This is a genomic window from Streptomyces sp. 150FB (genome assembly GCF_000818195.1).
Lineage (GTDB): Bacteria > Actinomycetota > Actinomycetes > Streptomycetales > Streptomycetaceae > Streptomyces.
In genome coordinates, this window is the sequence record NZ_JTHL01000001.1 from 8297833 (window position 1) to 8313162 (window position 15330).

At 71.0% G+C, this 15330-nt stretch carries 13 protein-coding genes and 1 pseudogene; 10 read left to right on the plus strand and 4 right to left on the minus strand.

What is annotated here, in order from left to right:
- Nucleotides 1-20 precede the first annotated feature (20 nt).
- A complete protein-coding gene (locus QR77_RS35565; protein ID WP_040026123.1) occupies nt 21-647 on the minus strand; it encodes a dihydrofolate reductase family protein in 627 nt (208 codons plus the stop codon).
- Between the two features lie 84 nt (nt 648-731).
- Nucleotides 732-1640, minus strand: coding sequence for a helix-turn-helix transcriptional regulator (locus QR77_RS35570; protein WP_063798118.1), 909 nt, complete (start codon nt 1638-1640; stop codon nt 732-734).
- A 277-nt stretch (nt 1641-1917) separates the two neighbouring features.
- Between QR77_RS35570 and QR77_RS35575 the strand changes: the two genes are divergently transcribed.
- From QR77_RS35575 to QR77_RS35595, 5 genes are all read left to right on the plus strand, one after another.
- Nucleotides 1918-4665 (plus strand): hypothetical protein, encoded by a 2748-nt coding sequence (locus tag QR77_RS35575; protein WP_040026124.1) that lies wholly within the window; start codon nt 1918-1920, stop codon nt 4663-4665.
- Nucleotides 4666-4786: 121 nt separating this feature from the next.
- Nucleotides 4787-5749 (plus strand): ABC transporter substrate-binding protein, encoded by a 963-nt coding sequence (locus QR77_RS35580; protein WP_040026125.1) that lies wholly within the window; start codon nt 4787-4789, stop codon nt 5747-5749.
- The gene (locus tag QR77_RS35585) at nt 5746-6558 is read left to right on the plus strand and encodes an ABC transporter permease (RefSeq protein WP_236710947.1); all 813 of its coding nucleotides are present in this window, start codon (nt 5746-5748) and stop codon (nt 6556-6558) included. Before QR77_RS35580 ends, QR77_RS35585 begins: the two co-directional genes overlap by 4 nt.
- On the plus strand, nt 6555-7364 hold the full coding sequence (locus QR77_RS35590; RefSeq protein WP_052489302.1) for an ABC transporter permease subunit: 810 nt from the start codon (nt 6555-6557) through the stop codon (nt 7362-7364). Before QR77_RS35585 ends, QR77_RS35590 begins: the two co-directional genes overlap by 4 nt.
- Before the next feature lie 38 nt (nt 7365-7402).
- Complete coding sequence (locus QR77_RS35595; protein WP_040026127.1) at nt 7403-8176, plus strand: ABC transporter ATP-binding protein; 774 nt, start codon at nt 7403-7405, stop codon at nt 8174-8176.
- 147 nt (nt 8177-8323) lie between these two features.
- Here the strand turns inward: QR77_RS35595 and QR77_RS35600 are convergent, their stop codons facing one another.
- Entirely contained in the window at nt 8324-8932 is a 609-nt protein-coding gene (locus tag QR77_RS35600; RefSeq protein ID WP_040026128.1) for a TetR/AcrR family transcriptional regulator, read from the minus strand.
- A 338-nt stretch (nt 8933-9270) separates the two neighbouring features.
- Between QR77_RS35600 and QR77_RS35605 the strand changes: the two are divergent.
- The 4 genes and pseudogenes from QR77_RS35605 to QR77_RS35620 form a co-directional block, all read left to right on the plus strand.
- Nucleotides 9271-10092, plus strand: a pseudogene (locus QR77_RS35605) (hypothetical protein); the annotation flags it as partial.
- 533 nt (nt 10093-10625) lie between these two features.
- Nucleotides 10626-11657: an L-threonine 3-dehydrogenase gene (gene tdh / locus QR77_RS35610; protein WP_040026129.1), complete on the plus strand. Its 1032-nt coding sequence runs from the start codon at nt 10626-10628 to the stop codon at nt 11655-11657.
- 92 nt (nt 11658-11749) lie between these two features.
- Nucleotides 11750-12943: a glycine C-acetyltransferase gene (locus tag QR77_RS35615; protein ID WP_040026131.1), complete on the plus strand. Its 1194-nt coding sequence runs from the start codon at nt 11750-11752 to the stop codon at nt 12941-12943.
- A 70-nt stretch (nt 12944-13013) separates the two neighbouring features.
- The gene (locus QR77_RS35620) at nt 13014-13928 is read left to right on the plus strand and encodes a LysR family transcriptional regulator (RefSeq protein ID WP_040026132.1); all 915 of its coding nucleotides are present in this window, start codon (nt 13014-13016) and stop codon (nt 13926-13928) included.
- Here QR77_RS35620 and QR77_RS35625 read toward each other — a convergent pair.
- On the minus strand, nt 13915-14583 hold the full coding sequence (locus QR77_RS35625; RefSeq protein ID WP_040026134.1) for a TetR/AcrR family transcriptional regulator: 669 nt from the start codon (nt 14581-14583) through the stop codon (nt 13915-13917). The two genes, QR77_RS35620 and QR77_RS35625, sit on opposite strands and share 14 nt — an antisense overlap.
- Before the next feature lie 92 nt (nt 14584-14675).
- On the opposite strand from QR77_RS35625, the gene QR77_RS35630 reads away from it, so the two are divergent.
- Nucleotides 14676-15330 (plus strand): hypothetical protein (locus tag QR77_RS35630; RefSeq protein WP_040026135.1); only part of this gene is annotated, 655 nt, incomplete at its 3' end.

The following is a 15330-nucleotide window of genomic DNA, read 5'->3' on the forward strand; positions in this document are numbered from 1 at the left end:
CCGACCGGACGTATGTCCGCTCACTCGCTCACGGGCCGGCCGAGCGGCGGGACGCGATAGCGCAGATGGGTGACGCCGTGGCCCTGGTCCGTCGAGATCGGGCCCTCCAGCTCCACCGGGGCGTTCTCGATCTGTTCGAAGTACGGCGTGCCGCCGCCGAGCAGTACGGGCACGAGATCGATCCGCACCTCGTCGAGCAGCCCCGCGTCCAGGCACTGCCGGGCGATCGTGCCCGCGCTGACGCCGACCGCCTTGCCACCGGCGATCGCCTTGGCCCGCTCGACCGCGCTCACGATGCCGTCCGTGACGAAAGTGAAGCGGGAGCCCGCGGCCTCCTTGTGCGGCCAGTCCTCGGGCTCACGGTGAGTGAGCACGACCACGGGGCACCCAATCGGGTGATTGCCTTCCCATCCCGAGGTGAGGTCGAACAGCTTGCGGCCGACGATCAGCGCCCCGGTCTCCTCGACGAGGTCGTGCCACGCGGTCGCGCTCACGGGGGAGAGCGCGAACGTCAGGTCCTCGTGGGTGGTCTCCACGATCACGTCGCCGTTGCCGTACCACGTGAAGAGCCGGTCGAATCCCGACTCCTCGGGCCCGGAGATGTACCCGTCGAGCGACATGCTGGCGTTGGAATAGACCTTGGTCATGGAAAGCTCCTGCCGTGCTGTGTCATCGGCCGCTGGTGCGTCTGGTTCCGCTGGCGAGGGGGACGGACATCGGGACGGCGGAACTCATCGGTCCCCGGACGCCACCGGGCTCGACGTGCTGTCGGCTCCGGAATCCGCGGTGACCTCCGCGTGCGCCGGCGGGGTGTCCGCGCCGATGACGTCCAGGAGCCTCAGCCGGTCGGCGTCCACCGACCCCGGCGCCGCCGAGTAGACGGCGACCCGGAGGTCACAGCCGGGCAGCGAGAGCGTGTCGCAGTCCACGGTCACCGGCCCCACGTCCGGGTGGTGCACGGTCTTCCTGTCGCAGTCGTGGCAGCCGCCGATACGGGAGTTCCACAGCCCCACGAACTTGACGCTGGCCCGGCGCAGCCCGGCGACCAGGAACCGCAGCCGTACGTCGGTCGGGTAGCGGGCCGTGGCCATCCTGAGGTCGGCGACAACGGCGGCCTCGAACCGCGCCTCCTGCTCCGGTGTGTGCGTGACCCGGCTGGGCCGTCCCGCGAAGTGCTGCCACACCACATTGCGCTCGCGCCCCGTCCACCCCGAAGGGTCCCCGAGGAGGGCGGCCCACTGCGGATTCCAGGTGAGCAGGTTCCACGAGGCGTCGTAGACGCTGAGCGGGGAGCCGGTGAGCTGGTCGAGCAGCCGTCGCACACTGGCGGGGATCTCGACCGGGACCTGCCCCATGGCCGGCGGCGACTGCCCGGCGAGCAGGAAGAGATGCGCCCGCTCGTCGTCGGACAGCCGCAGCGCCGTCGCCAGCGCCATGAGGACCTGTACGGAGGGTGACGTCGCCCGTCCCTCCTCCAGGCGCACGATGTAGTCCACGGACAGGCCGGCCAGCAGCGCCAGCTCTTCGCGCCGCAGCCCTCCCGTCCGGCGGGAGTCGTCGGCGGACGAGCCGGCCTCGGCCGGTGCGGTCCGGTCACGCCAGCGGTGCAGGGCCGTGCCCAGCTCTCCGTGTCGGGTCATTCACCCAGTATCAGCATGTTTCGGCCGACTTGCCTGGTACGGCCGTTTCCGGGGAAGACGCGGGCGCACGCGACACCGCCCGGGCGGTGTCGGCGCCGGTCGCGGTACGGCCGGTGGCGGCGGCCCCGACAGGCCCTGTCCACCGGACAGGACCTGGGCCCGGAGCGGTTGTGTTCTCGTAACCGCAGAAGGCCTGCGCGGTGACGTGTCGCGCACGTACAGTTGTCAACCCGCGGGGCGCACACATGCGTTGGGGGACCATGCGTTGGGGGACCAGATGACAGAGCCGCCCGATCCGATCGCCTGGCGCAGGACCTTTCCCGACGCCACCGGCGCCGACGACTTCGTCCGGGTGTACCGCAACACGGTGGTACCCAGCCGCAGGGACGCGCTCGGGCGCGCGGTGCCGGTGATCGTGCTGGACACCGGGGGCCGTCCCGGCCGGACCGTCCGGGTGCTCTCGGCGCTCCAGAGCGCGCTCGACGACAACGGCAAGCTGGTCCACAACGTCAAGCTCGAAGCGGACTCCGACAGCGTCCTGTTGAGCAGGACCGCCGGTGACGGACTGGCCTACGACCGTCCGGGCCGCTCCCTGCCCGACCGGTTCCCCGACTTCGGACTGATCAAGGCCGTCGTGGAGTGTGTGGAGGAGCACGCCAGGGACTCGGAGGTGGTGCGGGAGGTCGATCTGCGTGACCGCGCCTACCGGCACCGGTGTGAGCGCGGCGGGGTGCTGGGCCTGCTGTGGGGGCTCGGCGGGAACGAGGCACCCGCCGCGAGCGGCCCGCTGGGACTGGCGCTGAACACCTTCTGGCTGCCACTGACCCGGTATCTGCCCCGGTGGTACTGGGCGCGCAGGAAGCGCCGCAGGCTGGTCACCTCCAAGCGGCACGGCTGGCTCGGGGCGATGCTGAGCGCGAGCGGAGGCAACGCCAACGCCTTCGAGTTGCTCGCGCAGGAGACGAACCAGCAGCTCACACGGTTACGGCTGCCCGAGGACCACCCCCAGCACGAAGAAGCCCTGGAGGTTCTGGAGCGGCTGTTGCTGCGCGCGCTGCTGGAGGACCTGCGGACACCGCGCCAGGGCGGTGTGCTGCCCCGGCGGCGCAGGCGGGTGGCTCGCCCCGTACTGCTGGTGGCGCTGCCGCCGCACGGGACGGCAGGCGCGCGGGCTGGGGAGCGCTTCCTGCGGGTGTTCCAGTCGCTGCGCGAGGGCGCCGGGGGTGGCCCCGGACCGCTCGTCATCGCCGCCGGCGAGGTCTCCGCCGACCTGCGGACCTACCTCGGGCTACGGGAGGAACGGACGCTCCAGCAGGCGGCGGAAGCGCTCGGCGGCGGGATCGCGGCGCCGGTGTTCGTACCGCTTCCCGACGAGCCGTTCGAGCGGATCGGACAGCATGTCGTCCCGGTCACCCCGAAACGCTTCCGGCTCGGCTGGCGCACCGAAGCCGTCACGGAGTTCATCGCCGTCGCCGCCGTCCTCGCCGTGCTCTTCGCGCCGGGCGGTGTCGTCGGGCTGCCCGGCGTCGGCGGCTCCCGGAGCTGCGCCGGAGGGGCCGCCAGAGATCCGGGCACCGAGGCGCAGCCCGAGGTGCTGCCGAAGAAGTGGTACGAGGACGTGCGCCGGCGGATCGACGAGCAGAACGCCGAGGCGGACCAGCTCGCGGCGGCCGGCCACACGGTCCGTACCGTCGTGCACTTCGGTTCCACCAAATCGGACACCCCCGGGGACACCCTGTTCGACGGTGTGATCCCCGAGCTGCGCGGCATCGCCATGTGGCAGGAGACCCTGAACAGGGACGCCGGCGCCGACCCGGCGCGGGTGGTGCTGCGCGTGGACGTCCGGGAAGCGGGCCCCGCCTTCAGGGACGCTCAGAAGATGGCGGCGAGGCTCGTCACGGAGATCAAGGCGGGCCCCAGCAGCAAGCTGGACAAGGACAAGGTCATCGGAGTGCTGGGGTTCGCCCAGAGCACCCGTGACACCAGGGCCGCGCTGGCGACGCTCGACAAGGCGAACATCGCCATAGTGGGCACCACCGCGACGGCCAACGAGATGCAGCAGGCCAGTGGCAATTACTGGCCGACCACCCCGGACAACGTACGCGAGGCCGGGATCGAGGCGAGGTTCGTCAGGGACGCCAGGATCATCGCCGACCAGGGAGCGGCCGACCGGTGCTCCAAAGCAGCCAGGGCCATCGTCGTGCAGAACGACGGGGACCTCTACAGCAACGGCCTCTCGAAGGCGTTCCAGCAGGACGCCAAGGACCTGGGCCTGCCCTTCCAGGTGATCAACTACTCCCAGACCAGCGGCGCTTCGGGCGCCGGACAGGTGTCCACCGCTCGCGGTCTCGCGGACGAGGTGTGCAGGGAACTCCAGCTCGACCCGCGGTCCGTCGTGTACTGGACGACACGGGCACGCGACTTCACCGCGTTCGTCAACTCGCTCAACGACAGCACCCTCTGCGCCGAGGACGGTGTGACCGTACTCGGCGGCAACGAACTCACCAATGTGGTGCTGACCGGGCAGTACGCGAAGAAGAGCTGGCTGAGGCTCTACTACTCGGCGCACCGGGTGCCGAGCACAGATCCCAGGGCCAGCAGGAAGACCAAGGAATTCGTCGAGGAGAACAACGAGTTCGTGGCCGGTCTGAACGACCCGGGGCGCGATCCGGCCGCCTCGGCGCGGCCCGACATCTGGCTGGAGGACGGCCACGCCGCCGTCGCCTACGACGCCTTCCACGTGCTGTCCATGCTCGCCGACCAGGCGAGGTCGGCCGACACCGGGGACGTCGACGCGGGCACGATGCTGGCGCTGCTCCGCAGCGGCATCAGGTTCGACGGCGCCACCGGCTACATCAACTATCCGAGCATCGACAACACACCGCCCGAGAACAAGACGCTCGTGATCGTGCGGCAGTTGGCGGACGAACCCAAGGCCGTCGCCGTATGCGGCGCCTACAGCCAGGACGCCGTACCCGCCGAGCAGGGGAGCCCGTGCAACGGGGTGACACCGACCCGCCGTTGAGCTGTTGAGGCACCGAGCCACCAACGCACCGAGCCACCAACGCACCGAGCCACCAACACACCTAGGTACCGCGCCAGTTTCGCTTTTCCGCCCGGAGCGCCACCACCTCAGAGGGGGGTTCATGCGTCGACTGTTCATCGGACTCAGCGCAGCCGTGGTCCTGGTCACCGGCACGGCCTGTGGTTCGTCCGGCACCTCGGACGGACCGCAGACGTCCGGCGGCGTCACCGCCGTCAAGGTCGGTGTCATTCCCATCGTGGATGTGGCGCCGATCTACCTCGGCGAGAAGAAGGGCTTCTACCGCGAGCAGGGCATCGATCTGACACTGCGCACCGCCCAGGGCGGCGCGGTGATCGTGCCCGGTGTCATCAGCGGGGAGTTCCAGTTCGGCTTCTCCAACACCACCACGCTGATGGTCGCCCAGAGCAATGGCGTGCCGGTCAAGGGTGTCAGCAACGGCGGCGCCACGACAGGTAAGGACGGCGCGGACTACAGCGGTGTCACCGTCAGGAAGGACAGCCCCATCCGCTCCGCCAAGGACCTGGAGGGCAGGACGGTCGCCGTCAACACACTGAAGAACATCGGCGACACCTCCGTACGGGAATCCGTCCGCAAGGCCGGCGGCGACCCGAGCAAGGTCAAGTTCGTCGAGATGGCGCTCGACCAGATGCCGGCCGCACTGGACGGCGGCCGGATCGACGCCGCCTGGGCCGTCGAACCGACACTCGCCACCATCAAGGCGCAGGGCGGTCGCGTCATCGCGTCCAACTATGTCGACGTGTCCCCGGACCTCACCGTCGCGCTGTACTTCAGCTCCACCCCGTACATCCAGCAACACCCCGACGTGGTCAAGAAGTTCCAGCAGGCCACGGCCAGATCGCTGGAGTACGCCAACGGCCACCCCGACGAGGTGCGCGACATCCTCACCGTCTACACCAAGATCCCCGCGGCGACACTGAAGCAGATGATCCTGCCCCGCTGGCCCGCCGAACCCAACCGTCCCTCACTCGACAGGCTCGCCCAACTGGGCACCCAGGACGCCATCTTCACCACCCCGCCCGACCTGGACAAGCTCCTCCCGTGACCGCCGGCCCGGGAGCGATTCCCAAGCGGACCGGCCCCGGCAGGGAGAACACCCTGCTGGGGCTCGGCGGACTCGCCGTGTTCCTCGCCCTGGGGGAGCTGGTGCCACGCACCGGCCTCGTCAAGGCCGACTACCTGCCGCCGACCAGCCGTATCGCCCGCGCCCTCGCCGCCGAGATCACCGACCCCGCGTTCTGGACGGCGCTCGGCGACACACTCACCGGCTGGGCCCTCGGCCTGCTGATCGCCACCGCCGGCGGGATCGCGGTGGGCGTCGTACTGACCGTCGTCCCCCATCTGCGCCAACTGACCACCTCCACTGTCGAGTTCCTGCGGCCCATCCCCTCCGTGGCACTGATTCCGCTCGCCGTGCTCGTCTTCGGCACCGACCTGCGCTCCACCCTGCTCCTCGTCGTCTACGCCGCGTTCTGGCAGGTCCTCATCCAAGTCCTCTACGGAGTCCAGGACGTCGACCCGGTCGCCGAGGAGACCGCCCGTTCGTACGGCCTCGGGACCTGGGCGCGGGTCCGCCATGTGCTCTGGCCGACGGCCCTGCCGTACGTCATGACCGGCGTCCGGCTGGCCGCCGCCGTGGCACTCGTCCTGGCCGTCACCGCCGAACTCGTCATCGGCGCACCCGGACTCGGCGCGCGCATCGCCCTCGCCCAGACCTCCCAGGCGGTCCCCGACATGTACGCCCTCGTGGTCGTCACCGGGCTGCTCGGGCTGCTGATCAACCTCGGCGCTCGCGCCGTCGAACGGCGCGCGCTCGCCTGGCACCAGTCCGTACGAGGGGAGTCGGCCCTGTGAGCACCACGAGCCCGGCCAGAAGTCGGGGCGCCCGCCGGTACTTTCCGCGCAGGACGGTGTTCGCCCTCGCACTGCCCGCCCTGCTGTTGGCCCTCTGGTGGGTCCTCTCCGACAGCAGCACCAACGTCTACTCCCCGCCGCTGCGCACCATCGCCGGGTCCTTCGGCCGCGTGTGGACCGCCCGCCGCCTCGCCGACGATGTCGTACCGAGCCTGCTGCGACTCGCGGCCGGATACGGCATGGCCGCGCTGCTCGGTGTGGCACTCGGCGTGCTCATCGGCTCGTACCGGCGGGTGCGCGCCGCCACCGAGCCCGTACTGGAACTGCTCAGGGCCGTGCCGCCGCCCGTGCTGGTCCCCGTCATCATGCTGTTCGCCGGGATCGGCGACACCATGAAGATCCTGGTCATCACCATCGGCTGCGTCTGGCCGGTGCTCCTCAACACCGTAGAAGGCGTACGGGCCGTGGACCCGGTGGCGGCCGAGACGGCCCGCTCGTACGGCATCGTGGGCGCGACCCGGCTGCGCCGTCTCGTGCTGCCGTCGGCCGGTCCGCAGATCTTCGCCGGACTGCGCCAGGCCCTGTCGATCGGCATCATCCTCATGGTCATCAGCGAGATGTTCGCCGCCAGCAACGGCCTCGGCTTCGCCATCGTCCAGTTCCAGCGCGGTTTCGCCATACCCGACATGTGGACCGGCATCCTGCTGCTCGGCGTGCTCGGATTCCTGCTCTCCGTCGTGTTCAGGACGGTGGAACGCCGCGCTCTGCGCTGGTACCACGGGCTGCGCGAGAGCCGCCGCTCATGAGGGCGGACGGCAGCGGACCGGACGAAGGGAAGACCCCGATGCTCGACGTACGCGGCCTGAAGAAGGTCTACGAGGGAACCGGCCGCCGGGTCGAGGCGGTCCGCGACCTCACCTTCTCCCTCGCCGCCGGCGAATTCGTCTGCCTGGTGGGCCCCTCCGGCTGCGGCAAGACCACACTGCTCAAGTGTGTCGGCGGCCTGCTCACACCGAGCGCCGGCGAGGTCCTGCTGAAGGGCAGCCGGGTCACGGCCCCGCCACCCGGGATGGCGGTCGTCTTCCAGGAGTACGGGCGCAGCCTCTTCCCCTGGATGCGGGTCCGCGAGAACGTCGAACTGCCCCTGCGCAGGCGCACGTCACTCAGCAAGGAACGCCGAAGAGCCCTGGTGGACGACGCGTTGGAGGCGGTGGGTCTCGCGGAGACCCATCGCGCGTATCCCTGGGAGCTGTCCGGCGGTATGCAGCAGCGCGTCGCGATCGCGCGCGCCGTCGCGTACCAGCCCGAAGTGCTCCTGATGGACGAGCCGTTCGCCGCTGTCGACGCCCAGACCCGCGCGGATCTGGAGGACCTGGTGCGCGGGCTGTGGCAGGAGCGCGGGATGACGGTCCTCTTCGTCACCCATGACATCGACGAGGCGGTGTACCTCGGCGAGCGGGTGATGATCCTCTCCGCCGCGCCCACCGTCGTACGCGAACAGCTCACGGTGGACCTCCCGGCGGAGCGGGACCAACTGCACACCCGCGTCGCTCCGCGCTTCGCCGAACTGCGCACCCAGGTGTACGAGCAGATCCAGGCGGCCAAGCGAGGAGTGTGACCCCCGCCCCCGCACATGTCCCCCCCCGCTCATGCCTGTGGGCCCCTCCGGAGAGGGGCCCACAGGTCTTGGTGGTGCGCCGCGCCCGTCCCCACGGTGCGGCGCTGACGAGCCGTCGTCATCCGCTTTCGGACAACGGCCCGCCGGTCAGGTGGGCGAGGTGACCCGCAGCGCCAGGGCGGGCAGCACCGCCGCCTCCAGGAACCGGACGAGGTACGCCTCGTCCGCGTACCGCCCCTCCAGCGCCGGCCGGGCGCGCACGACGCCGATGAGCTGGGTGGCGACGAACTCCGCCGCCGGATTGTCGGCGGCGATCTCGCCGCGCTCGACTCCCCGCCGGATCATGGCGTCGATCGCGGCGACCGCGGGCTCGACGAGGGCCTCGCGCAGCGCCGAGAGCAGCTCGGGGGTCCCCAGCGCCGCGTGCGCGAGGGCGTGCATCAGCGGGGTGTCGCGCCCCGATCCGGCTCCGGTCGCGCGTGCCGCCGCCCGCAGATCGCCCTCCAGGCCGCCGGTGTCGATGTCGGCGAGCTGGAACGAGCGGGTGCCACGCAGCGCGGCGGCCACCAGTCGCGGTTTTGTGCCCCACTGCCGGTAGAGGGTCGATTTGCCGCAGCGGGTGCGCGCGGCGACGCCCTCCATGGTCAGGGCGTCGTAGCCGCCCTCCCTGAGCAGGTCGAGGGTGGCCTCGTAGAACTCGAGTTCCCGTTCCGGTGTGATCTTGGAGCGGCGCGGCGACGGCGACGGTGACGTCAACGTATCTCCCTCTCGGACTCTCGAATTCACCCTGGCTGGAATCGACCGGCGTGCGGCGGTGTTGCCCAGCATGCACGACTGTCATCGATACGACCATGTACCGATACGCCAGTGTAGCGATACGATTGCGTATCGGTACACTGCCGTATCGATAGGGCGCGGCTCAAGCTGCCGCGCCATCGCACACCACCGTGACGCCGCCACATCGCGTCGTCCATGCAAAGGGGTCGGGTGATGAACGCCCGCACTGGGTCCGCCGTACGGAAGCCGGACGCTTCCGCCCGGCCTTCCAGCGCTGCGCACCGAGGGACCACGCCCACTCCGGCAGGGGTCTCCCGGTGAGCGGCGCGATACTCGTCGCCGTGGCGCTCTCGCTGGTCTCGGCCGTCGCGTACGCCTCGGCAGCCGTGGCGCAGGAGCGCCTCGCGGCCCGTACGCCGCATCGCGGCGGCCTCTTCGCGCTCCTCGGACACGGCACCTGGTGGTGGGCGGTCGGGCTCAACGCCACCGGCGCGATGCTCCATGTCGCCGCCCTCACCTACGGGCCGCTCACCGTCGTCCAGCCGCTCGGCGCGCTGACGCTGGTCGCCGCCGTGCCGCTGGGCGCGCGCCGCGCCGGGCGGCAGGTCAGCAGGGGCGAGTGGCGCGGTACGGCGTTCACGCTCGCCGGTCTCGCCGTCATCCTCGTGACAGCGGCCGGTACGGCACCCGCCGAGACGCTCACGCTGCCCGGGGCCCTCGGGGTCTCGGCCGTGGCGATGGCCCTGGTGGCGCTGCTCACCCGGCCCAGGCACGGTGACCGGCCGGGGCTGCGGCACGCGGCGGCCTCCGGGATCACCTCAGGGGTCGCCTCGGCGCTCACCCAGACCGTCACCGTCGCAGCGACGGTGCGCGGGGCGCACGCGCTGCCGATGTGGCAGGTCGGCGGGGTGGCGCTGCTGGTGGCGACGTTCGCGGCCAGCGGTCTGCTGCTCTCGCAGCGGGCGTACGAGGGCGGACTCGGCGCACCGCTCGCCGTCCTGACACTGGCGAACCCGGTCGCGGCCTCCGCGATCGGCCTGATACTGCTCGGCGAACGGCTCCAGGGCGGCGCACTCGGCATCCTCGCCGCGGCGGTGGGCGCGGTGCTCGCCGCACGCGGTGTGGTGCTGCTGACGCGCAACACGGCACCACCGGCGGAGCCGTCGGTCACGCAGCCGGTGACGCGCCCAGCACTGGCGAAGGACTCCGCGAAGGCGCCGGCGCGGATCCCGCAGCCGGTTCCGGCCGGAGGCGTACGCCGCGCCGGAGCGGCCCTACCGGCCCTACCGGCAGCGCCTCCCGTGTCCGACCCGCCGATGTCCGGTGCCGGGGCCGGTGCCGCCGTACCGTCCGTGCCCTCCGTACTGGACGCGCAGGCCGCCGCCCGATTGGCGGTATCCGACGTAACCGGCCGGGACACCCGGATTCCCGTCGTCCTCCTCCCCGGCCTCTTCGCCACCGTGGACCTGCCCGGCCCCGCCCTGTCACCACCGGAGGCGGGCAGCGGCACCGAGGAGCCGCGCCCTCGCCGGCACGGGCGGTGCCGCGCGTGAAGCTCCGCTGTTGGGCCGCTTAAGAAATCCTCGATGGACTGAACGGTCGGCACTGGGCAGATTGGTGGCTGAACGGTGATCACCACCGTTCACGATCGTCACCACCGGGAGCCGCGCCCATGAAGGCACTTGTGAAACAGAAGGCCGAGCCCGGACTGTGGCTCATGGATGTGCCGGAGCCCCGCACCGGGCCGGGTGACGTGCTGATCAAGGTCCTCCGTACGGGTATCTGCGGCACCGATCTGCACATCAGGTCCTGGGACGGCTGGGCCCAGCGGTCCGTCGCGACCCCGCTCGTCCTCGGCCACGAGTTCGTCGGCGAGGTGGCCGCCGTGGGCGCCGACGTACAGGACATCGCGGTCGGTGACCTGGTGAGCGGCGAGGGCCATATCGTCTGCGGCAAGTGCCGCAACTGTCTCGCCGGCCGCAGGCACCTCTGCCGTGGCACGGTCGGCCTCGGTGTCGGCAGGGACGGCGCCTTCGCCGAGTACGTGTCCCTGCCCGCCACCAACGTCTGGGTGCACCGCGTCGAGGTGGACCTCGACGTCGCGGCGATCTTCGACCCGTTCGGCAACGCCGTACACACGGCGCTGTCCTTCCCGCTCGTCGGCGAGGACGTCCTGATCACCGGCGCCGGACCGATCGGGATCATGGCCGCGGCCGTGGCCAAGCACGCGGGCGCGCGCAGCGTCGTGATCACCGACATCAGCCCCGACCGGCTGGAACTCGCCCGCAAGGTCGGCGCCACTCTCGCCCTGGACGTCTCCCGCACGGACATCGCCGAGGCGCAGCGGGAACTCGGCCTCAAGGAGGGCTTCGACATCGGCCTGGAGATGTCGGGCCGCCCCGAGGCCATGCGCGACATGGTCGCCAACATGACGCACGGCGGACGGATCGCGATGCTCGGGCTGCCCGCCGAGGAGTTCGCCGTCGACTGGTCGAAGATCGTCACCAACATGATCACGATCAAGGGCATCTACGGCCGCGAGATGTTCGAGACCTGGTACGCGATGACGGTGCTGATCGAGGGCGGCCTCGACCTCGCCCCCGTGATCACCGGCCGGTACGGGTACCAGGACTTCGACGAGGCGTTCGACGAGGCGGCCACCGCGCACGGCGGGAAGATCATCCTCGACTGGACGACCGTCTGACCCCCAGGTCGCCCCGAGGAGAACAGCGCCTCCGAACAGCGCCTCCGAACCCCGCGCCCCCGAACCGCCCCAAAAAAGAGAGCGAGCTTTCCATGTACGGGTCCGTCCGCGACGACCTGCGTTCCACCCTCGACGAGATCCGCGACGCCGGCCTCTTCAAGCCCGAGCGTGTGATCTCCACCCCGCAGAGCGCCTCCGTCGCCGTCAGCGCGGGCGCCACGGGCGAGGACGTACTCAACTTCTGCGCCAACAACTACCTCGGCCTCGCCGACCACCCCGAGGTCGTCTCCGCAGCGAAGGACGCCCTCGACCGCTGGGGCTACGGCATGGCGTCCGTACGCTTCATCTGCGGCACCCAGGAGATCCACAAGGAGCTGGAGCAGCGGCTGTCCACGTTCCTCGGGCAGGAGGACACGATCCTCTACTCCTCCTGCTTCGACGCCAACGGAGGCGTCTTCGAGACCCTCCTCGGCGCCGAGGACGCCGTCATCTCCGACGCCCTCAACCACGCCAGCATCATCGACGGCATCCGGCTCTCCAAGGCCCGCCGCCTGCGCTACGCCAACCGCGACCTCGCCGATCTCGAAACGCGCCTCAAGGAGTCGCAGGACGCGCGGCGCAGGCTGATCGTCACCGACGGCGTGTTCTCCATGGACGGTTATGTCGCCCCGCTCGCCGAGATCTGCGACCTCGCCGACCGCTACGACGCGATGGTCATGGTCGACGATTCGCACGCCGTCGGCTTCGTGGGCCCCGGCGGTCGCGGTACGCCCGAGCTGCACGGCGTGATGGACCGCGTCGACATCATCACCGGCACGCTCGGCAAGGCGCTGGGCGGCGCGTCCGGCGGTTATGTCGCCGCACGCGCGGAGATCGTGGCGCTGCTGCGCCAGCGCTCACGCCCGTACCTCTTCTCCAACTCCCTCGCCCCGGTCATCGCAGCCGCCTCGGTCAAGGTCCTCGACCTGCTGGAGAGCGCGGGCGAGCTGCGCGAGACGCTGAAGGCGAACACCGCGCTCTTCCGCAGGAGGATGGCGGAGGAGGGCTTCGAGATCCTGCCGGGCGACCACCCCATCGCGCCCGTGATGATCGGCGACGCGGCCGAGGCGGGCAAGATGGCCGATCTGCTGCTGGAGCGCGGCGTGTACGTCATCGGCTTCTCGTACCCGGTCGTGCCCATGGGCCAGGCCCGGATCAGGGTGCAGCTCTCGGCCGCGCACTCGGCGGCGGACGTGGAGCGTGCCGTCGTCGCCTTCACCGAGGCGCGGGCGGCGCTGCGGGCGTGAGCGGGAGCGGGAGCGGGCACGCCGTCGGTCCGGGAGTCCGGAACCCCCGCCGGCCTGGCACCATGAAGAGGTGATCGACCCCCGGCGGCTGCGCATCCTGCGGGCCGTGGCGGACCACCGTACGGTGACCGCCGCGGCCGCCGCGCTCTACCTCACCCCGTCCGCCGTCTCCCAGCAGCTCGCGGCGCTGGAGCAGGAGAGCGGCCACTCCCTGCTGACCCGCAGCGGCCGGGGCGTACGGCTGACCGCCGCCGGTGAGATCCTGCTCACCCACGCGCACGCCGTCCTCGCCCAACTGGAACGTGCGGAGGCGGAGCTGGCCGCGTACGCCGGCGGGGTGGCCGGCGAGGTCACGGTCGCTTCCTTCGCCACCGGCATCGCCGAGGTGCTGGCCCCCGCCGTCCAGCAGCTCGCCGGACCGCACCCCGGCATCCGGGTGCGCGTACGGGACGCCGAGGGCGACGAGAGCCTGCCGATGGTGCTCGACGGGGAGGCCGATCTGGCGGTCGCCGTGGAGTACCGGGGCGCCCCGCGCGAGGACGATCCGAGGCTGTCGCGCGTACCGCTGTACGCGGAGCCGTTCGACGCGGTCCTGCCCGCCGCGCATCCGCTCGGCCTCGAAGCCGAAGTGGCGCTCGCCGAACTGGCCGACAGCGACTGGATCGGCCCCTACCCGGGCAACCCGTGTCACGACGTCATGCAGCTCGCCTGCGAACTCGCCGGTTTCCAGCCGCGCCTGACCCATTCGTCCGACGACTTCCGGGCCGTCGTCGCCCTCGCGGGGGCGGGCGCCGGGGTCGCGCTGGTGCCCAGGTCGGCGCTGCGCGGCATGGAGCTGAAGGGCACGGTCGTCCGGCCCGTGGCGGGGTCGGCCGCCACCCGCCGCGTCTTCGCCGCCGTGCGCAGGGGCGCCGAGGACCACCCGCTGATCAGCCCGGTCCTCGACGCGCTGACGCGCGCGGCGGCGGGACTCACGACGGGCTGACCGGCTGGTCGGCTCCGCCGGGCCGCAGGAAGCGCTGGAGGATCAGGCGCAGCGTGGGAAGCTGCTCGGCCGGGCTGAACGACGGATCGGTGGCCGCGCTGGTGTAGAGCGCGGCGATGAGTGCCATGACCCAGGCCGCGGTGCCGTCCGGGTCCAGGGTGGGGTCGATCTGCCCCTTCGCTGCCGCGTTCCGCAGCAGGGCGGTGATGGTGGACTGCTCTTCGTCGTTGTCGCGGCTCAGCAGTGCTTCGAGCTCGGGGTCCCGGAATGCCTGGATCATCGCCTCCATGACGAGGGCGGGGACCAGCGGCTCGGTGGCGGGGGCCGCCAGAAGGTCGACGGTGTCGAGGAGAGCGGTCCACGGGTCGTCGGAGGCGCGGGCGGCGGCGAGGCGCTCGGCCTTGGTGGCGGCGGGTTCGTCGTCGCCGGTGGCGTCCGTGTGGTCGGTGTCGTCGGTGTCCTCTTCGAAGACGGCGTAGAAGATCGCGCGCTTGTTGGGGAAGTAGTGGAACAGGTTCCCCGCGCTGATACCGGCGGCCTTGCAGATCTCCGCCGTGGTGGTGCGCTCGAAGCCCTTGGCGGCGAAGAGGACGGTCGCGGTGTTGATGATGTGCCCGCGCCGTGCCCGGTACTTGGCCGGGTCGACTGTCCTCATCGTGGTTCCTTTCTTCTTCGTTCCGCAATCATAGACCGAGTGCTCGGTCTATGATTGCGGGAACGGCATGCACGGGGATACGGGGAGGAAGCATGAGCGTAGGCAAGAGAGTTGAGCGGAGCCCGGGGAGCGAGAAGGTCACCGTGGTCGGCGAGTCGGCGTGGCGGACGGTGAGTGTCTACCTCGTTTTCGCGCTGGTGGGGGCAGGGGCCGGCTGGCTCGTCGGCCTCCTTGCCGACTGGCTCGTGACGCTGCCCTGGGCGCCGATGCAGGGACCGGCCAAGCTTGTCGCGTCCATTCCCGCTCCCTGGCTGCCTGTCGCGGGTTCGGTGGCGGGGCTGGTCCTCGGACTGGTCGCCCAGTACGAGCAGTTGGCGATTCGCCTGTCGGACGATCGCGTCGTGTTCACGAGCAGGGGCCGGGAGGAGGAGTTCGCGCGGGACGCCGTCGCCGGGGCCTTCCAGGACGGCAAGCACCTCGTTCTGCTCGGCCACGACGGTGGCGAACTCGCCCGCCAGGAATGCGATGTGGACCTCGGCCGGGTGGCCGGCGCCTTCACCGCGCACGGGTACGCGTGGGCGGACGCCGATCCGCACAAGGACGAGTTCCGTCGCTGGGTCCCGGGCACCCCCGGACTGCCGGGCGGTGCGGACGCCGTCCTCAAGGCCCGCCAGAAGTCGCTGGAGAAGAAGGGCGCCTCCGACGGCGATGTTCAGGACCTCCGTGCGGAACTGGCACGTCTCGGTG